The sequence below is a fragment of the Aureimonas sp. ME7 genome, from assembly GCF_903970965.1.
In the GTDB taxonomy this organism is placed as follows: domain Bacteria; phylum Pseudomonadota; class Alphaproteobacteria; order Rhizobiales; family Rhizobiaceae; genus Aureimonas.
Genome location: NZ_CAJCKW010000001.1, coordinates 426,926 through 444,101, shown reverse-complemented (window position 1 = coordinate 444,101; position 17,176 = coordinate 426,926). Strand labels below are relative to the sequence as shown.

At 66.9% G+C, this 17,176-nt stretch carries 20 protein-coding genes; 6 read left to right on the top strand and 14 right to left on the bottom strand.

What is annotated here, in order from left to right; translation table 11 throughout:
* Positions 1-44: 44 nt before the first annotated feature.
* Genes H7A85_RS02005 through H7A85_RS01990 form a run of 4 tightly spaced genes read left to right on the top strand, consistent with a single transcriptional unit; the run spans position 45 to position 3,904 of the window.
* Entirely contained in the window at positions 45-968 is a 924-nt protein-coding gene (locus H7A85_RS02005) for a sugar ABC transporter permease (RefSeq protein WP_182084204.1), read from the top strand.
* A gap of 10 nt (positions 969-978) precedes the next feature.
* Entirely contained in the window at positions 979-1,821 is an 843-nt protein-coding gene (locus H7A85_RS02000; protein WP_182084203.1) for a carbohydrate ABC transporter permease, read from the top strand.
* The gene (locus H7A85_RS01995) at positions 1,818-2,867 is read left to right on the top strand and encodes a Gfo/Idh/MocA family oxidoreductase (protein ID WP_182084202.1); all 1,050 of its coding nucleotides are present in this window, start codon (positions 1,818-1,820) and stop codon (positions 2,865-2,867) included. Before H7A85_RS02000 ends, H7A85_RS01995 begins: the two co-directional genes overlap by 4 nt.
* A 32-nt stretch (positions 2,868-2,899) precedes the next feature.
* Entirely contained in the window at positions 2,900-3,904 is a 1,005-nt protein-coding gene (locus H7A85_RS01990; RefSeq protein ID WP_182084201.1) for an ABC transporter ATP-binding protein, read from the top strand.
* Positions 3,905-4,008: 104 nt separating this feature from the next.
* Here H7A85_RS01990 and H7A85_RS01985 read toward each other — a convergent pair whose 3' ends face one another.
* From H7A85_RS01985 to tssH, 14 genes are all read right to left on the bottom strand, one after another.
* On the bottom strand, positions 4,009-4,386 hold the full coding sequence (locus H7A85_RS01985; RefSeq protein WP_182084200.1) for a hypothetical protein: 378 nt from the start codon (positions 4,384-4,386) through the stop codon (positions 4,009-4,011).
* 25 nt (positions 4,387-4,411) lie between these two features.
* The gene (locus H7A85_RS01980) at positions 4,412-4,873 is read right to left on the bottom strand and encodes a hypothetical protein (protein WP_182084199.1); all 462 of its coding nucleotides are present in this window, start codon (positions 4,871-4,873) and stop codon (positions 4,412-4,414) included.
* Between the two features lie 9 nt (positions 4,874-4,882).
* A complete protein-coding gene (locus H7A85_RS01975) occupies positions 4,883-5,347 on the bottom strand; it encodes a hypothetical protein (RefSeq protein ID WP_182084198.1) in 465 nt (154 codons plus the stop codon).
* Positions 5,348-5,351: 4 nt separating this feature from the next.
* Positions 5,352-6,431 (bottom strand): DUF4123 domain-containing protein, encoded by a 1,080-nt coding sequence (locus H7A85_RS01970; protein ID WP_182084197.1) that lies wholly within the window; start codon positions 6,429-6,431, stop codon positions 5,352-5,354.
* 2 nt (positions 6,432-6,433) lie between these two features.
* Entirely contained in the window at positions 6,434-6,814 is a 381-nt protein-coding gene (locus H7A85_RS01965; protein ID WP_182084196.1) for a PAAR domain-containing protein, read from the bottom strand.
* Between the two features lie 28 nt (positions 6,815-6,842).
* Positions 6,843-6,983 carry a hypothetical protein gene (locus H7A85_RS01960; RefSeq protein WP_182084195.1) on the bottom strand — a complete coding sequence of 47 codons (141 nt, stop codon included), beginning with the start codon at positions 6,981-6,983 and terminating at the stop codon, positions 6,843-6,845.
* A 9-nt stretch (positions 6,984-6,992) separates the two neighbouring features.
* Entirely contained in the window at positions 6,993-7,241 is a 249-nt protein-coding gene (locus H7A85_RS01955; protein WP_182084194.1) for a hypothetical protein, read from the bottom strand.
* A 146-nt stretch (positions 7,242-7,387) separates the two neighbouring features.
* Complete coding sequence (locus tag H7A85_RS01950) at positions 7,388-8,242, bottom strand: hypothetical protein (protein ID WP_182084193.1); 855 nt, start codon at positions 8,240-8,242, stop codon at positions 7,388-7,390.
* Positions 8,242-8,745 carry a hypothetical protein gene (locus H7A85_RS01945; protein WP_182084192.1) on the bottom strand — a complete coding sequence of 168 codons (504 nt, stop codon included), beginning with the start codon at positions 8,743-8,745 and terminating at the stop codon, positions 8,242-8,244. Before H7A85_RS01945 ends, H7A85_RS01950 begins: the two co-directional genes overlap by 1 nt.
* Positions 8,746-8,801: 56 nt before the next feature.
* Complete coding sequence (gene tssI / locus H7A85_RS01940; protein WP_182084191.1) at positions 8,802-10,910, bottom strand: type VI secretion system tip protein TssI/VgrG; 2,109 nt, start codon at positions 10,908-10,910, stop codon at positions 8,802-8,804.
* A gap of 14 nt (positions 10,911-10,924) precedes the next feature.
* Positions 10,925-11,320, bottom strand: a complete 396-nt coding sequence (locus H7A85_RS01935) for a contact-dependent growth inhibition system immunity protein (protein WP_182084190.1) — start codon at positions 11,318-11,320, stop codon at positions 10,925-10,927.
* The gene (locus H7A85_RS01930; RefSeq protein ID WP_182084189.1) at positions 11,320-11,910 is read right to left on the bottom strand and encodes a hypothetical protein; all 591 of its coding nucleotides are present in this window, start codon (positions 11,908-11,910) and stop codon (positions 11,320-11,322) included. The genes H7A85_RS01935 and H7A85_RS01930 overlap by 1 nt, the downstream gene beginning before the upstream one ends.
* A gap of 86 nt (positions 11,911-11,996) precedes the next feature.
* Positions 11,997-12,473: a type VI secretion system tube protein Hcp gene (locus H7A85_RS01925; RefSeq protein ID WP_090677105.1), complete on the bottom strand. Its 477-nt coding sequence runs from the start codon at positions 12,471-12,473 to the stop codon at positions 11,997-11,999.
* A gap of 83 nt (positions 12,474-12,556) precedes the next feature.
* Entirely contained in the window at positions 12,557-15,223 is a 2,667-nt protein-coding gene (gene tssH / locus H7A85_RS01920) for a type VI secretion system ATPase TssH (protein WP_182084188.1), read from the bottom strand.
* A 267-nt stretch (positions 15,224-15,490) separates the two neighbouring features.
* On the opposite strand from tssH, the gene tssA reads away from it, so the two are divergent.
* Complete coding sequence (gene tssA, locus H7A85_RS01915) at positions 15,491-16,540, top strand: type VI secretion system protein TssA (RefSeq protein ID WP_244630879.1); 1,050 nt, start codon at positions 15,491-15,493, stop codon at positions 16,538-16,540.
* 88 nt (positions 16,541-16,628) lie between these two features.
* Positions 16,629-17,150 carry a type VI secretion system contractile sheath small subunit gene (gene tssB, locus H7A85_RS01910; RefSeq protein WP_182084187.1) on the top strand — a complete coding sequence of 174 codons (522 nt, stop codon included), beginning with the start codon at positions 16,629-16,631 and terminating at the stop codon, positions 17,148-17,150.
* The last annotated feature ends 26 nt before the right edge of the window (positions 17,151-17,176 follow it).

Sequence of the window (17,176 nt, the reverse complement as noted above, 5' to 3'; positions counted from 1 at the left end):
CGCGCGGCGCTTCCCGTCCGCCCTCCCGCGAAGGCGCCCCGCCCATGACACCAAGACCCAAGGTACGAGCGCGCTGGCACATCGCCGTGTTTCTCGCGCCTGCCCTTCTCGTCTACACGGCGGTCATGCTCGTGCCGCTGATGCAGACGCTGCTGCTGGCGCTGGAAAACATCCGCGAGGGAACCCGCGTCTTCGTCGGGCTCGACAACTTTCGCACCCTGTTCGGCGATCCGCGCTTTTCGCAAGGGTTCTGGAACGCGCTCGCCAACAACGTCTATTTCTTCGTCTTCCATATGCTGGTGCAGAACCCGATCGGCATCGCGCTGGCCGCCCTCCTGTCGGTGCCGCGCCTGCGCGGCGTCGCGCTCTACCGCACGGCCCTGTTCCTGCCGACCATCCTGTCCTTCGTGATCGTCGGCTTCATCTGGAAGCTTCTCCTGTCGCCGCTCTGGGGCGTCGCGCCCAACGTGCTCGGCGCCCTCGGCCTTCGATCCTGGTTCGCGCCCTGGCTCGGCCAGGAGGCCTATGCGCTCACGGCCGTGTCGCTCGTCTCGGTCTGGCAGTTCATCGGTATTCCGATGATGCTGATCTATGCCGCGCTGATCACCATTCCTTCGGAAGTGCTCGAGGCCGCCGAATGCGACGGGATCACCGGCTTCAAGCAGTTCTTCAAGATCAAACTGCCGCTGATCCTGCCGACGATCGGCCTCGTCGGCGTTCTGACCTTCGTCGCCAACTTCAACGCCTTCGACCTGATCTACGCCATGCAGGGGGCGCTCGCCGGCCCGAGCTTCTCGACCGACATCCTCGGCACCTATCTCTACCGCATCTTCTTCGGCTTCCAGCTCCAGGCCGGCGACCGGCACATGGGCGCGGCGGTGGCGACCGCGATGTTCCTGATCATCTTAGGGGGCGTGTCGTTCTATCTCTTCGCCATCCAGCGGCGCATGCGCCGCTACCAGATGTGAGGCGGCCCGCATGACCCCGCGAGCCCCGGCGCAGCGCCTGCGCCTCGCCCTCGTCCATCTGGCGCTCGGCCTCTACGCGCTGATCGCCGTCCTGCCGGTTCTCGTGGTCGTCATGAACTCGTTCAAGACGCGCCGCGCGATCTTCGCCGCGCCCCTCGAGCCGCCGCTGCCCACCACCGCGAGCCTGGCCGGCTACCGCACGGTGATCCAGCAGGGCGACTTCCTCCTGTATTTTCAGAACAGCCTCACCGTCACGATCGCGTCGCTGTTCTTCGTGCTCCTGTTCGGGGCGATGGCGGCCTTCGCGCTTTCAGAGTATCGCTTCCGGCTCAACACCTTTCTCGGCCTGTTCCTGGCGCTCGGCATCATGGTTCCGATCCGGCTCGGCACGGTCGCCATCCTCCAGATGATGGTGGCGGCGGGCCTCGTGAACACGCTGACCGCGCTCGTCCTCGTCTATACCGCGCAGGGGCTGCCGCTCGCCGTGTTCATCCTGTCGGAGTTCATGCGCGGCGTGTCGGACGATCTGAAGAACGCGGGGCGCATCGACGGCCTGTCGGAATACCGCATCTTCTTCGTCCTCGTCCTGCCACTCGTGCGCCCGGCGCTCGCCACCGTCGCCGTGTTCACGATGATCCCGATCTGGAACGACCTCTGGTTTCCCCTGATCCTGGCGCCCGGCGAGAGCACCAAGACGGTGACGCTCGGCGCGCAAATCTTCCTCGGCCAGTTCGTCACCAACTGGGAGGCGGTGCTCGCCGCCCTGTCGCTGGCGATCCTGCCGATCCTCGTTCTTTACCTCGTGTTCTCCCGCCAGCTGATCGCCGGCATCACCGCCGGAGCCGTCAAATGAGCCCGATCCGCACCCTCGTCATGGGCCTCGGCCAGATGGGCCGCTCCCATGCCCTCGCCTACCACGCCGATCCCGATTTCGAGATCGTCGGCCTCGTCAACCGCTCCGCCCCGGACCTGCCGGAGGAGCTGCGCACCTATCCACTCCTGTCCGACTTCGAAGCGGGGCTGGCGCTGCGCCCCGACCTCGTCTCGATCAACACCTACACCGACAGCCACGCCGAACTGGCGATCCGCGCGATGGAAGCGGGCGCCCACGTCTTCGTCGAGAAGCCGCTGGCGGGAACCGTGGAGGATGCGCGGCGCGTCGTCGAGACGGCGAAGCGTTTGGGCAAGAAGCTCGTCGTCGGCTACATCCTGCGCCATCACCCGTCCTGGGTGGAGTTCGTCGAACGCGCTCGCGCGCTCGGCGGTCCTTACGTCTTCCGCATGAACCTCAACCAGCAGTCCAGCGGTTCGGCGTGGGAGATCCACAAGCGGCTGATGGAAACGACGTCGCCTGTGGTGGACTGCGGCGTCCATTATCTCGACGTCATGCTCCAGATCACCGACGCCGCCCCGGTGGAGGTGCGCGGCATGGGGCTGCGCCTCTCAAACGAGATCGCCGAGGCCCAGGTGAACTACGGCCATCTCCAGGTGCTCTTCGCCGACGGCTCGCTCGGCTGGTACGAGGCCGGCTGGGGGCCGATGATCTCGCAGACCGCCTTCTTCGTGAAGGACGTGATGAGCCCGAACGGCTCGATCTCGATCGTGATGGACGAGGACGCCCGGTCCGACGACATCGACACGCACACGAAGACCGCGCGCCTGCGCATCCACCATGCCGAGCGGGCCGAGCACGGCGGCTTCGCGCGCGCCGACGAGGTCGCGTCCATGGCCGGCGAGCCCGGCCATCAGGCGCTCTGCGAAGCCGAACAGCGCTTCGTCGCCCGCGCCATCGCCGAGGATTTCGATCTCACCCGCCACATGGAGGACGCCGTGCGCTCGCTCGAAGTGGTGCTTGCCGCCGACCGCTCGATGCGCGAAGCGCGGGCGGTCCGCCTGTGAGCGCCCCTCGCCCCGCCCCGGAGGCTGTCCGCATGCACTCCCTGAAGCTTTCGCGCATCGTCAAGACCTTCGGCCCGATCGAGGTCCTGAAAGGCGTCGATCTCGAAGTGGAGACCGGCGAGTTCGTCGTCTTCGTCGGCCCGTCCGGCTGCGGCAAGTCCACCCTGATGCGCATCATCGCGGGGCTGGAAACGCAGACCTCGGGCAGCGTCGAGATCGGCGGGCGCAACGTCGACGCCACGGTTCCCGCCAAGCGCGGCATCGCCATGGTGTTCCAGTCCTACGCGCTCTATCCGCACCTGACGGTGGCCGGCAACATGACGCTGGCGCTGAAAGAGGACGGGGTTCCCAAGGCCGAGCGCGAGGCGCGGGTCGAGAAGGCGGCGGGGCTCCTGCAACTGTCCGCACTCCTGAAACGGCGCCCGGCCGAGCTTTCGGGCGGCCAGCGCCAGCGCGTGGCGATCGGGCGCGCGATCGTGCGCGAGCCCCAGCTTTTCCTCTTCGACGAGCCCTTGTCCAATCTCGACGCGGCCTTGCGCGTCGCCACTCGGCTCGAGATCGCCAAGCTGCACAGGACGCTCGGCGCCACGATGATCTACGTCACCCACGACCAGGTGGAAGCGATGACGCTGGCCGACCGGATCGTCATTCTCAACGAGGGCACGGTGCAGCAGGTCGGCCGGCCGATCGACCTTTACAACCATCCGCGCAACCTCTTCGTCGCCGGCTTCATCGGATCGCCGAAGATGAACTTCCTCACCGGCCCCGTCGCGGCGCAGGCGGGCGCCGCGACGCTTGGCATCCGCCCGGAGCACCTGCGAGTGGATCCCGAGGGAGCCTGGGCCGGCACCGTGCGCCATGCCGAGCATCTGGGCTCCGACACCTATCTCTATGTGTCCTTGGAAGGCGGGCAGGAGGTGACGGTGCGCATCCCCGAGGAAACGGCGATCGGCGTCGGCGACGCGCTGCGCCTCAGCCCCCTCCCCGGCCGCATCCACCGCTTCGACGCCGAAGGACTGGCGCTCGGCCCCGGCTGACCCGGCCGAGCGCCCGGCGAGCCGGTGCGCGGTCCCCGCGCCCTGCAGTCCGGGGCTTGCCGCGGCAGCGAGCCGAGCCTGCGACGGACTTTCCGTTGCGGACTTCAGGCGACCTTTGCCGGCGGATGCTCGGTGACATCCGCTTCGCCGCCGGCCAGCGCCAGAAGGACGACATCGCGGCCCTTGGGCGGATCGTAGAAGGAACAGTCGGCGAGGAGACGCATTTCGCCGCCCCGGATCTCCACCTGCAGGATATCGGCCGAGAAGTCGCCGCGGAGACGCTCCCCCGCGCCGTCGACGATCCTGAACCGTTCCGGTGGGACGGTGATGTCGAGGAGGTATTCCATCCCATCCTCGCACCGCCGTTCGTCGTCGCAATGGTAGAGGTCGAAGCGCAGCGTGACGGTGTTCGCGCTCGCCATGAGCTCGAACAAGGTCCGCCCTTCCAACCCATAGCCATCAGACAGGGCGAGGAAACTCATCGATCGCTTCACCCTCACCTCCCGTTCAGCCGAAAGGAAGAAGGCGGTACTCGTGCTCTTCGAACTCCAGTTCGCCCTCGTCCAGGAGATCGCTCGCCGCGACATGGAGCGAATGGGGGTAGACGCCGGAGGCCAGCGTCAGGCTCGTCCCTCCCGGCCCGCGCAGCACGAGGCCGGCTTCCGCTTCTTCCCCGTCGAGACGCGCGAGGAGCTTGGAGACGCTTTCCGGGCCGCCCAGCCAGGACAAGGGAAGATCGACGGCGAGGGGCCCGTCGCCCGATCGGAGCGCGATTTCGAGCGACCCCATCTCGGCGCGCGGGCCCACGTCGTTGACCCGGGACGTGACGACGAGCCGACTGCCGTCCGGGCGCACGATCGCGGCCGCCGTGACGGGGCCGTTCGGCAGGCGCTCCAGCGCCACGCCCACGATGGGCCGGCGCAGCTCGGCCGCAAGATCGGAGATGCCGGAAAGAGCCAAAGCGAACATGGGTTCGTCCTAGTAGTGCAGGGTTTCGTGGCGCTTGCCGCCGGACGCCGGGATATCGATACGCGGCCCTTTGGAGCCCGAGCCCGGCCGGAACAGCTCGCCGCCCGGCCCGACGCGAGACCCTTCGGGAAACCGATCGCCGGCCGGCTGGCTCTGACCACCCGTCAGGTGGTCGAAGTCCTTTTCCGCATCGCCCGTGCCGCCGTTCTCGGGCGCGAGCGGACCGCTGTTGTGCCGGTTGCCCTGGTCGCGGCTGTCCTTGTCCTGGGTGCCGACATAGCCGGGCGCGCAGCCGTCGCAGGGCTTGCCGCGCTCGGGCGAAGCGTCGAGCTCCTCCGAAGCCGCCTCGGCTTTCGAGATCTGGTCGGCCAGTTCGGCCGCCATCTGGACGGTCCGGTAGGCGCGGTAGAGCCGCCAGGCCGCCATGCCGCCGCGCAGGATCGCAAAGCCGACCGGGATCGCCATCGCCGGCATGGGGTCAGCCCTCCCCGCTCGATGCGGCCTGCTGCTCCAGCCGTCCGGCATGGCGCAGCATCCGGGCGAGCGCCCGGTCGGGATCGCGCGACCGCTCCAGGGCACGCCGCACGTCCCGGTCCCCGGCCACCTGTCCGCCGGTGGTGAGCATCAGGAACGACCATTGCGCATGGGCGCGCTCGGAACGAAGGCCGAGCCGCGCTCCGTCCGCCTCGTATTCGCGCACCCTACGCCCGAGCGCCGCATCGTCGAGGCCGGCCGTTTCCAGGGGCGCGACCTCTCGCAGATAAGCCGCGACCTTGTCGCGCGAGCGCCCGAGGCGCGCCTCCTCCATGGCGCCGAGCGCGTCGGCGCCGATGCGAAGCATTCCGGCGGGGGCTTCGCCCACGGCGGGTCCGGCGCGCTTCAGGCCCCCGCCCCAGGCCTTGCCCGGCGCGAACAGGACGAAGTCGGCCGGCCCCAGGAAGCGGGCGAGGCCGCCATCGCCGAGCGCCGGCAGAACCTGAGCGAGGACATTGGCGTCGCCGTGCCGAAACAGGACGATCTCCTCCCGCTCGCCTTCGGTCACGATGCGGCCGAGACCGCGCAGGTGGCGGAACAGGGTGTCGAGGCCAAGCCTCGGCCCGCCGCACCAGAACACGAGGCCCGGCCCCGACCCGGCGATCTCGCGCACCGCCGCAAGGCCCTCCAGCGGATCGGCAGGCTCCGTGCGATGGGGGGAGAAGGCACCGCCTCCGGTTTCGTCGCCGCCCGCCAACGCGGCCTCGGCCTCTGCCCCCATTCGCTCGGACCAGAGCGCCAGCGCTTCGTCCGACAGGTCGGCAGCCTCGGGAACTTCTGAAGCATCGACGGCCGCGCGGCGAACGGCCGGGTCCACCAGCCAGAGGCCGAGGGCGGCCACCTCGCGAGGGCTCCCCTCCTGCACCAGCGAACGGTGGTCGAGCCTGGAGCGCGCGAGGGCTTGCGGCAGGTCGGCGACCATCGCCCCGTCCATCACCGCATAGACACGGGCCGAGGGATCGCGCGCGAGATCGGCGAGCGCATCGAAGAGCCGCGCCTCGAGCCCGGACGGATCTTCCGCCATGTTCACGCTCGCACGAAGGGCATCGACCTCGATGCCATCGCCGCCTGGCAGGAATTCGCGGTGCTGCCGGCGTCCGCGCCCTTTCCGTCGCCGATGAAGACGTCGCCCGAGCCGGTCCGCGCCTCCCCGCCGCAGTCGATCGCATCGCCGATCCGCCCGGCCTTCAGCCCGTTGACGAAGACGCTCGGCGAGCCTTGCGCGAGCTTGCGCCCATGCGGCCCCGCATGACCGGCGACGCAGGCGTGGGGCGCGTAGGCATCGCCGACGCGCATCAGCGGTCGTCCGTTGACGAACACATCCCCGCTGCCGCCCGTCGCCAGCGAGGGCGGAAAGTGGCAGCCGTGGCCCGATCCGATATCGGCCTTGCGATGGGCTGGGGGCATGGAACGTGTCCTCCGAAGGTCGGCGGGTTCAGGCCGGAAGAGAGCGCGGCATCAGGACGAGGAGAAGCTGCGCCAGCGATCCGAACAGGATCTGGAAGAAGAGGTTCGCCCGGCGGGAATGGAACGGGCTGGACAGCGTGTCGAAGAACAGGGCGAAGGTATCCGGCATTGCTCCCGCCTAACGTGCCTTGAGAAGGCGCTGCCAGAGCGTTCCGCCAAGCCACCGCCGGCCGACGACGAAATAGGCGACGATCAGGGCGAAGGCTAGGAAAGCCGGTGCACCGTTCAACTGAAATCCGCCCGACGTCACCCCGCCGAAGACGAGCGCCACGCAATAGCCGAACACGAAGAACGCGGTGAGAAAGTCGAGAATGGCAGCCAGGACGATGCGCCATGTCGAAGGGCGCGGGGGAACGGCATCAGTCATTTCGGCATCCTCTTCCACCCCGCTGCGCGTCGATCGGGAACGGCATGCACCCGGTTCGCATGCAACGGGTCATCGTGGCGGGGCGAGCGACTCGTCTGAAACCCATGGCTTCGCCTCTCAGCAGGGTTGAGATCGGCACGGGATCGCTATTCCACCGGTGTCTCGCGCTTCATGAACGGAATCGGCCAGGAGTCGTCGAGGCGGCGTCGCGACTCAGGCCCAACCGCGCTACGACCCGTGTGGCGCTCGTTCCATTGCGATACGGTCGTTTGTCCAAGCGGACCGATCGTCGAGGGGCTCCCCTCGCCGGCATAGTCTCGCGCGTCCAAAACATAAGCGGAACTTCCCAACAGGTCGCCTTGCAGCCATTCGGTGCGCAACGAGCACGATCCCATGAGGATACGGCGGTTTCCGAAGAGCTGGCTCGTCGCCGTCCCCACGCGAATGTGAGACACGAGAAACAGAGGGTTACCACTTGTGTCGTAGAAAATGGCCTCCGCGTTGGGGAAGCCGTCGCCGCGCATGGTCAGGTTGATGTTGAATTCCCGGGCCTGCCGTCGGATGGTTCCCGATACGGTATAGGTGACGTCGAGATCGGGAATGATGACGTTTTCTACCGTCGTGTTGGCATCGTCCCAGTCCCATTGCCCGAACGCGTGGTTCTTGCCGCGATAGGCGAATGTGTACGAGAAGCTTTGGTCGCCGCCCTCCCTGTAAGGCGTCATGGCCGGCCGACTCAGATCGCCCGTCGGCTGCGTCCTGACGTCCTGATAGTTTTCGGTCGCCCGCTCCTTGTTTTGGGAATAGGTGTTGTGGCTGGGATGCGAGAAAACGCGCTCTTTCGTGATCTTGTGACCCTGCAGATCGATATTGACGATACTGGTGATACGAGCGGTGGCACGTGGATCAGTCTTGAAACCTCGATTGTCCCCGCTGAAGTAGAGGCCGCTTCGACCGAAATTCTCGCGGGGATGGAACGATCGGACATAGATGCGCAGCATCAGGGCGCCTCCGACCGCTTGAACTTCTGCAGCATCCCTTCGAGATCGCTCTCGCTGCCCGAACAAACGCGAACCGCCGGTTGCACCCGGCACGTTTGTCGATCGATGCGGAACTCGCTACCGAGTAGGGACGCCGCATCGGCCTCCGTCATCCTTGGACCCGGGATGTAGTGATTGAACGTGACGCTGGAGGGAGCGAACTCGCCGGTCGCGGCGTCCACGTAGCCACCGCCTTCCCCCACGCTTGCCTGCCGGTCGGCGACAGGCTCTCCAGCATGGGTCCGAAATCGGTATTCGAACCCTGGTGGGGCGTCGAACTCAATGAAGGTCACCGAGCTGTCGGCTTTCGCCTGAAGCACGATCTCACCATTCTGGGGCTCGACGAGATCGCCATATCGCTTGTCGAAAGTCGGCTGGTCCAGTCTCGTGACGAGAACGACCACGGCTCCTCCTTGCTCAAGAAGCTGACCTTCGACCACGACGTTCAGGATGGTTGGCGGCACGGGTAGATATCCTGTCAAGAGAAGGATCAAGGGGAGCGAGGAAAGGGCGACGCGGTTCAATTGAGGTCGATCCGGGCGGATTTCGCCGAAATCCGATCATCGAATTCGATGCTCAACGTCTTCCCGTTCAACGTGACCTCCCCCGTCGCATGCATCACGAGTTCAGCCTTCCCGCAGCGAAGGCGCAATGTCTCATGCGCTTCGATCGTCTTGACCGTGCCGACGATTTCGGTGCTTTCGCGTGTGACGGATGTGCTGAAGTTCTCGCCGACGATCACCGTCGCACTCCCCCCCACCGAGAGGTGGTAATCCTCGGTCGCCGTCAGGAGAAGCGACTGATCGGCGCTTTGGGCGATGGTGCCGGCGGCATTCAAGCCGAAATTTCCACTGTCGGTCGCCAACGGCTCCATGTCACCCAGGAAATAGGCGGCCTGCTTGATACCGTATCGGTCGCTGGCCAGTGCGTGGCGAACGATCGGGGCAACCGTGCCGCCGCCGATGTTGATCGTCATGTTCTGACCGACATTGTCCACTCGGTTGCGGCTGACTTCGGTCAGGGCCGCACCGCCGACGCTGACGACCTTGTTGCGATCGACGCGCTCGCTGGCGTGGTTGCGAACCTTCGTCGTGGCATCACGCTGCGCATGAATGAAGACCTCCTCGCGACCCATGTCGTCCTCGAAGGAAAGCTCGTTGAACCCCTGCCCCTTGTGGGTGTTCGATCGCATGACCATGCGGGTCTTGTTGGCCGGCAGGTCGTAGGGCACCTTGTTCTGCGGGTTGGGCACCAGTGCCGTCACGATAGGCCGGTCCGGGTCGCCGGCCTCGAAGGACACGACCGCCTCCATGCCGATGCGCGGGATCACCTGTGTGCCCCAGGCGCCGCCGGCCCAGGGCTGGGCGACGCGCACCCACTTGGTGTCGGAGCCGTCCTTCCGGGCGCGGCGGTCCCAGGGGAACCAGAGCTTGACGCGGCCATACTGGTCGGTGTGGATCTCCTCGCCCTCCGGGCCGGCGACGAGCGCGATCTGGGAGCCGTCGATGCGTGGGCGCGGCGTAGCGCGGTGGGGCGTGGCCGGCAGGCGGGCGGGAAGCGCGGTGAAGCGGTTTTCGTAAGACGGCTCGCCCGGTCCCGTCTCGTAGCTCGGGTTCGCCGCGTCGTGGTGGACGCTGAGGACGACGCTCGTCTCGAAACGGTGCTCGGGATGGGCGACGTCGTAGAGCGTTAGCTGCGCGCCGGGCGCCAGCGTGCGCACGGTGGACGCGCCGTTCAGCGCCTCGTGGTCGACCTCCACCGACTGAACGCGCAGCTTGGAAGCGCGCTCGTTGCTGCCCATGTCCATCGCACGCGTCGGATATTCGTAAAGCTCGTAGTCGCCGTTTTTCGGCAGCTTGACGGTGGAGGGCGTATCGGCGCCGGGCACGGTACCCGGCGTTTCGAAATTCCAGTCGCGGCCCGCCCGCTTGCCCGGCGTGAAGGAAAAGCGCCGGCGCCAGGAGGTCACGTGGTTGCGATCGCTGGAGCCGGCGGCAAAGCGCTCCAGTCCCGTGTCGCCGTCCGCCCCCTTGTCCCAGCCGGCGGCCGAGTCCGCCAGAACCAGGCGCTGCACCCCTTCCGCCTGACGGATCCAGTAGTGGATGCCGTCCTCCTCCAGGCGGCGCAGGAGATAGTTCAGGTCCGTCTCGTTCCACTGGACGTCGTATTCGTGAGCCGGGGGCGGCGAATGGACGCCGGCCGTGTCGGGCGCGGGAAGGCCGTGCTCGGACAGGAGCGCCTCCGCCACGTCGACCGAGGACTTGTTCTGCCAGATGCGGCAGTCCGACTTCTGGCCGAGGAGCCAGATGTCGGGGCGCAGCGTCAGGACGTATTGGCGCAGGCTCCGTGTCAGACGCGGTTCTTCGTCGAGCGCCGTCACCAAGGCGTTCCAGGAGCGGCGCCGACCCAAGCCGATGTCCAGCGACACGTCCACCCGTTCGCCCACGATCTCCTCAGGCTTCACGTCGTCGCGCTTGGCGCGCACGGCAACGGTGAACTCGAAGAGCCCGTTGACCATCTCGGTGCCGGAGAAGCGTTCCATCAGGAAGGCATCCCCACCCAGATGGGTCGAGATCCGAAGCAGGCGCTCGGCCTGGATGTAGTCGCTCGGCAGCAGCAGGTCGCTCATGCCAACTCCTCGGTTCACGCTCGAAGGGCGGGCCCGGCTCCGCCCGGAGCTTGCGTCGCCTCGAACCGACGATATTCGTCGGGATCGGCAAGAAGGGTGCGCACCATGTCGAAGAATTCGGGCACCGTCAGGCCGAGATCCTCCGGCATGACGTCGTATCGGTAGCGACGCGCGAACTCGCCGTGGAGATCGTTGCCGAAGCGGTGCAGGAAGCGCTCCATCGCTTCGACGAGCCCACGCTTGGTCGGCTCGTCGTTGAGGCGGGCATAGCGGGCGATCGCTTGCGGCACGGTGGCGACCTCCATCTCCATGTTCTGGTGGAGATAGGCGCCGATCAGCTGATCGAGCTCGAACAGATCGTCCTGCTCGCCGCGTCCGCCGTCCGCCACAAGGCCGGGCCGTCCGTCCATCAGCCGACCGGAACGGCGCCGCGCGGCGCTCGGGCGGCGAAGCGCGACATCAGCGTCTTCGGGTCGGGATTCTGGATGATCTGGAGGCGCTGCGTCTCGGAATTGTAGTAGGCGGCCGCGATCGGGTTGGCCGAGCCGCGGGTGACGAACGGAACGTCGGCGCGCCCATAGAGCCGGACGCCTTCGGCCGGATCCTCGCCGAAGAGGTCGATATAGCCGAGCGGCAGCGAGGCCACTTCCTTCTGCATGACCTGCGGCTGGATGATGTTCTTCTTGCCGGTATAGGCATGCAGCACGCTGTAGCGGCCGGTCGGCTTGCTGACGATCTGCTGGCCGGGCGTCAGCCATTCCACCACCGCCTCGCGGATGCCGGGCATGGCGGCGAGCGGGCGCCCTTCGAAATAGACCTGCTGCGCCTCCACCAGCGTGTAGACGTAGCGCATCACCTGCAGATGGCCGAGCGAGGCGAGCGTGATGCCCTTCACGGAAATCGAGGGAATGACGCTGCCCGCCACGCTTTCGGTGGACGTCGTCTCGACGATCAGATGCTCGGGCGTCGCGCGAACGGGCGTCGGGTCCGTTGTGGCCATGAAGGATCTCCTGGATCGCTGGTGCCTTGGCTTCGAACGAAAAGGACGCCCACACCGCGCTGGCGGGGGCGTCCCGGGGTCGGGCGTTACCCGGCCCGCGTCGTCGACAGATCGTAGGAGGCGATCATCGGGGATTGCGGCTTGTTGTTCTCGTCGTACGGCGTGTACTTCACTTCGAGCTTGGTGAAGTTCAACTTGATCGTCTCGAGCGGACGATCGCCGTTGGAATCGATCGAGTAGTTGGCGACCAGCGTGTTGGTCAGGTTGTACTCGATATAGGTCTCGCCCGGGCTGCCGGTGGTCACGAGATGGATCACCGCGCGCTTGCCCTGGCGCCCGGCGACGGCTTCCTGGAACAGCTTGGTGGAGGAGCTATCGCTGACCTTGGTCAAGACGATCTCCGAGATCGTCGGCTCGGACGCTTCGCGATTGGTGGCGGAGCCGGCCGCCGTATTCAGATTGCGGGCGACGTTCCAGTGGATGGCTTCGATGTCCATCCACTTGCGGTGCTGCTCGTGGGTGGCGTCGCCCTGGATACCGTCGATCTGAAGATAAATCGGCATGAAACCTCTCTTTTCGTCGTTCTCGCTGAAAACCTGGCGTTGGCACTTCACTTTCGCGCGGAAGGTTCTTGGCCCGCGCTGGGTTAGACCGCCTCCCGCCAGCGCTCCGGCGCCGGGTCTTCGGAAGGGGCCCGGTCCACCGCTTGCGCGGCGAGGGGAATGGAGGACGGGCCGGCGGCGACGAAGCCGCTCCCGTCGTGGTCGATCCGCACGGTGCGGATCTTGTGTCCGGCCAGCGTCTCGTCGAGGCAATGGGCGGACAGAACGGGCAGGAGATCGCGCGCGATGGCGCTCTCGATGGCGCGCGCGCCCGTATCGCCGGCGGCAGCCCCTGCGACGAGCGCGGCGCGCGCCGCCTCGCTGAGGTCCAGGGACGCGCCGTAATTGGCGGCGAGGCGATCGGCGACGCGCCCGATCTGAAGATCGACGATGCCCGCCAACGCGTCGGCCCCCAGCGGCTGGAAGGGCAGGATCACCGTTCGCCCGAGAAAGGCCGGCTTGAACTCCTGGAGAAGCGCATCCTTGAGCACGGCGCCGAGCGCTTCGCCTTCCGGCATCGTGTCGGGATCGGCGCTGAGCGCCTGAAGAACGTCGGACCCGGTGTTGGCCGTCATCAGGATCAGCGTATTGCGGAAATCGATGTCGCGCCCTTCGCCGTCGCGTAAGCTCCCCTTGTCGAAGAGCTGGTAGAACACGTCCTGAACGCCGGGATGCGCCTTGTCGATCTCGTCGAGCAGGAGAACGCCGTAAGGCCGGCGCCGCACCGCTTCCGTGAGGACGCCGCCTTCGCCGAAGCCGACATAGCCGGGGGGCGAGCCGAGAAGCATGGAAACCTTATGCTCCTCCTTGAACTCCGACATGTTGATCGTGGTCAGGCTCTGCGGGCCGCCATAAAGGAGGTCGGCCAGCGCCAGCGCGGTTTCGGTCTTGCCGACGCCCGACATGCCCACCATCAGGAAGACGCCGGTCGGCCGGCGCGGGTCGGACAGGCGCGCGCGTGACACCCGCATCGCATCCGCCAGCCGGTCGAGCGCGTCGTCTTGGCCGACGATGCGGCTTTTGAGGCGGCTGCCGAGCTCGTTGACGGCCGCCAGCTGATCGCTGACCAGCCGGCCGAGCGGCACGCCGGTCCAGCGCGACACGACGGCCGCGACGGCTTCCGCATCCACCACGCGGTGGATCAGCGCCGCCTCGCCCTGCGCATCCGCCAGACGACCGGCGGCTTCATGAAACGCCGCGCGCCGGTCTTGTTCGTCGTCGCCAGTTTCGATCTCGCCTTCCAGCCGGTCGGCCTCGTCGATCAGTTCGCGCTCGGCTTCGAGCCTGGCTTCCAGCGCCGCGATCTCGCCGCCGAGCGCATCGAGACGCCGGGCGATCTCGTGCGCGCGCTCAGTCGTGTCCTCGTCGCCCGGCTCGCGCGACAGGCGATCGGCTTCCAGTTGGAGATGCTCGCGCTCGCGCCTCGCGTCCTCCAGCGCGGCCGGCTCGGCGGCGCGACCGAAGGCGACGGAGGCAGCGGCCGTGTCGATCAGGCTCACCGCCTTGTCGGGCAGCTGGCGGGCGGGAATATAGCGGGCCGACAGGCGGACGGCCGCCCGCAGCGCCTCGTCGCGGATGCGAACGCCATGATGCGACTGGAGGATGTCGACGACGCCGCGCAGCATGCGAACGGCGGTTTCCTCGTCCGGCTCGCCGACCTTGACGGGCTGGAAGCGGCGCGTCAGCGCGGCATCGCGCTCGAAATAGCGCTTGTATTCGCCCCAGGTCGTCGCCGCGATGGTACGCAGCTCGCCGCGTGCGAGGGCCGGCTTCAGGATGTTGGCGGCATCGCCCTGCCCCGCCTGGTTGCCGGCACCCACCAGTCCGTGCGCCTCGTCGATGAAGAGGATGATCGGCTCAGGCGAAGACTTCACCGCGTCCACGACGCCCGTCAGGCGCCGCTCGAACTCGCCCTTGACCCCCGCTCCCGCCTGGAGAAGGGACAGATCGAGCGACAGGAGGCGGGTGTCCCGCAGGCGCTCAGGCACGTCGCCGACGACGAGCCGCAGGGCGAAGGCTTCGGCAACCGCCGTCTTGCCGACGCCGGCCTCGCCGACAAGGATCGGGTTGTTCTGCCGGCGGCGCAGGAGGATGTCGACGACCTGGCGCAATTCGTCCTCGCGGCCGACCACCGGGTCGATGCGACCGGCGCGCGCGTCCGCCGTCATGTCATGCGTATAGGCGCCGAGGAAATCCTCGCCGGAGGTCGCCGAAGCCGCCGGGCGGGCGGCGCCGACGGCCTGGCGCTCCCCTTCGTCGGCCTTTGCACGCTCGGCCGCGAGCTTGGCCGTGTCCAGCGAACGCAGGCTCGGACAAAGGGCGCGCGACAGCGAACGCAGACTGACGTCGTCGGCCAGAACGGTCAGAAGGTCGGCAAAGCCAATCTGCGCGCGACCGCCGCCCAGCGACGTCGCCATCCACGCTTCGCGCGCCAGCGAAATCGCGTTGCCGGAAAAGGCAGGCGTCCCGCCGCGCCCCCGAGGCAAAGTATTTATCTCGCGATCGATCTCGGCGCGAAAGTCTTTCGCAGATACGCCGAGATCGCCTAGAAGGCTCCTGAATCCATCGTCGAGCGCCAGAGCGCCCAGCCAGTGGTGCAGCTCGATCGCGTCATGCGTGTGACGCACGGCAAGCGCCGCCGCCCCTTCCAGGGACGCGCGAACCGGCGCAGACATACGCTGAACAAGGTTTTGCAGGTCGATCGACGACATCGTTTGAAGCGTCTCCCTCAATCCGGGGTCGTCTAACTCCGAGCGAAATGTGGCGAGAGGTTGTCCTCTGCAAGGCCCTCGCAACCGACAGGTAGAATTTACAAGCGAGGCTTACGAAGAAGCTACTGAAAGCAAACGATATTATTTCGAATAAGAAAGTTTACCGAAACCGGCGGATCGATCCTATCGGTATCTGCTTGCGCAATCACACGAGGCGCTCTACCTCTTGCGCAACTCTTTCTGTCAACTTGCGCGACGGGAGAACGCTTGCCATTCGACATCGAGGCACTGGCCGAACCCATATCCGAAACTTCGCCGGCCGGTTCGGACATCCGCACCGGCGAACGGGTCGAACTCTATTACCGACTGAAGGATGCCCGCTCGACGGCGCGATCCGAGGAGCGCAACATCGATCCCGGCGAAGCGTTCCGTCTCGCCCCGGCGTGGTCCGACGTTCGCTCGATCGCATTGGAGATCCTCCAGTCGCTGTCGCAGGACGTCGAGGTGCTGGCGTGGTTCTGCGAGGCGGAGCTGCGGCTGGAAGGCTTTGCGGGTTTGCGGGAATGCTTCGCGCTCGCCACGCGCCTCGTGGACGCACGGTTCGACGCGCTGCATTCGATCGACGGGGACGGGATCGAGGACAAGGTCTCGCCGCTGGCCGGGCTCAACGGGGTCGGCGGCGAGGGAACGCTGATCCAGCCCCTGCGCCTCACCTCGCTGGTGCCGGGCGCCTCCTTCTTTCGGCACACGCTGTGGGACTACCAGATGGCGCAGCGCCCGGGCGAGGCGGAGCGCATGAAGCAGCTTCAGGACGCCGTCGGCGAGGCGGGGCCGGCAGCGATGCGCGCCCATCTCGACGAGGTGACCGGCTGCCTCGCCGCCTTCGAGGCATTGTCCTTGGCCCTCGACGCGGCCTGCGGGCGCGACGCGCCGGCCGCGTCCAACATCCGCGCGGTCCTCACCGAAGCACGGCTCGCGATCCTCAACCTTTCGGGCCTGCGCGACATCGAACCGGAGCCAACGGCCGGCGAGGCGCCTGCCCTGCCGGCCGCAGGGGGCACGGATGGCTCCCAGGCCCGAACATCGGCTCCCGGCCCCATCCGCACGCGCGAGGAAGCGTTCGAGCGTCTTCTCGAAGTCGCGCGCTACTTTCGGGTGGCAGAGCCACAGTCGCCGATGGCCGACGCGATCGAAACCGTCGTGTCGCGAGGGCGCCTCGACTTCGCGAAACTTCTCGCCGAACTCGTGGAAGACGAACATACCCGCCGCACCATCTTGATTGCGGCCGGCATCAGACCAGAATCAGGCGGAATGTGACATTCGCGTCCCGCCTAACGAGGGCCGTGCCCGGTTCCTGAAGCGAACCGCGCGGCCGCGAAACCGACCAATCGGAGACAGAAGCCTCATGGCCAGTGTTCACGACAAGCTCGAGCGGGTCCGCAAGCCGCGGGTCCACATCAAGTACGAGGTCGAGACCGAAGGCGCGATGATCGAGAAGGAGTTGCCCTTCGTGGTCGGCGTTCTCGGCGACTTTTCGGGCGATCCGACGCAGCCGCTCAAACCCTTCGGCGAGCGCAAGTTCGTGCAGATCGACCGGGACAATTTCGACGAGGTCATGCGCCGGATGACGCCGGGGCTCAACCTCGCGGTCGAGAACACGCTGCAGAACGACGGCACCGACATGTCGGTCCAGCTCAAGTTCGAAAAGCTGGAGGACTTCGAGCCGGCGGCCGTCGCCAATCAGGTTCCGGCGCTCAAAGCACTTCTCGACGCGCGCAACGAGCTGCGCGATCTCCTGGCCAAGGCCGACCGCTCCGAGGAACTCGAGACCCTTCTGGAAAACATTCTCCAGAACCGGGGCGACCTGTCGGCGCTGGCCGACGAATTGAAGGCGAAGGGCGGCTCCGCCCCCGCGCCCAAGAACTGAACCGCGGCGTTGAAGGAGGCTTGAGC

Excerpts from the sequence above, each read along its gene's own strand:
- tssH (WP_182084188.1), bottom strand. The coding sequence starts at position 15,223 with ATGTCGTCGATCGACCTGCAAAACCTTGTTCAGCGTATGTCTGCGCCG.
- H7A85_RS01965 (WP_182084196.1), bottom strand. The coding sequence starts at position 6,814 with ATGCCCCCAGCCCATCGCAAGGCCGATATCGGATCGGGCCACGGCTGC.
- tssI (WP_182084191.1), bottom strand. The coding sequence starts at position 10,910 with ATGAGCGACCTGCTGCTGCCGAGCGACTACATCCAGGCCGAGCGCCTG.
- H7A85_RS02005 (WP_182084204.1), top strand. The coding sequence starts at position 45 with ATGACACCAAGACCCAAGGTACGAGCGCGCTGGCACATCGCCGTGTTT.
- H7A85_RS01970 (WP_182084197.1), bottom strand. The coding sequence starts at position 6,431 with ATGGCGGAAGATCCGTCCGGGCTCGAGGCGCGGCTCTTCGATGCGCTC.
- H7A85_RS01930 (WP_182084189.1), bottom strand. The coding sequence starts at position 11,910 with ATGGCCACAACGGACCCGACGCCCGTTCGCGCGACGCCCGAGCATCTG.
- H7A85_RS01955 (WP_182084194.1), bottom strand. The coding sequence starts at position 7,241 with ATGACTGATGCCGTTCCCCCGCGCCCTTCGACATGGCGCATCGTCCTG.
- H7A85_RS01975 (WP_182084198.1), bottom strand. The coding sequence starts at position 5,347 with ATGCCGGCGATGGCGATCCCGGTCGGCTTTGCGATCCTGCGCGGCGGC.
- H7A85_RS02000 (WP_182084203.1), top strand. The coding sequence starts at position 979 with ATGACCCCGCGAGCCCCGGCGCAGCGCCTGCGCCTCGCCCTCGTCCAT.
- H7A85_RS01950 (WP_182084193.1), bottom strand. The coding sequence starts at position 8,242 with ATGCTGCGCATCTATGTCCGATCGTTCCATCCCCGCGAGAATTTCGGT.
- H7A85_RS01990 (WP_182084201.1), top strand. The coding sequence starts at position 2,900 with ATGCACTCCCTGAAGCTTTCGCGCATCGTCAAGACCTTCGGCCCGATC.
- H7A85_RS01935 (WP_182084190.1), bottom strand. The coding sequence starts at position 11,320 with ATGGACGGACGGCCCGGCCTTGTGGCGGACGGCGGACGCGGCGAGCAG.
- H7A85_RS01985 (WP_182084200.1), bottom strand. The coding sequence starts at position 4,386 with ATGAGTTTCCTCGCCCTGTCTGATGGCTATGGGTTGGAAGGGCGGACC.
- H7A85_RS01960 (WP_182084195.1), bottom strand. The coding sequence starts at position 6,983 with ATGCCGGATACCTTCGCCCTGTTCTTCGACACGCTGTCCAGCCCGTTC.
- H7A85_RS01995 (WP_182084202.1), top strand. The coding sequence starts at position 1,818 with ATGAGCCCGATCCGCACCCTCGTCATGGGCCTCGGCCAGATGGGCCGC.
- H7A85_RS01925 (WP_090677105.1), bottom strand. The coding sequence starts at position 12,473 with ATGCCGATTTATCTTCAGATCGACGGTATCCAGGGCGACGCCACCCAC.
- H7A85_RS01980 (WP_182084199.1), bottom strand. The coding sequence starts at position 4,873 with ATGTTCGCTTTGGCTCTTTCCGGCATCTCCGATCTTGCGGCCGAGCTG.
- tssB (WP_182084187.1), top strand. The coding sequence starts at position 16,629 with ATGGCCAGTGTTCACGACAAGCTCGAGCGGGTCCGCAAGCCGCGGGTC.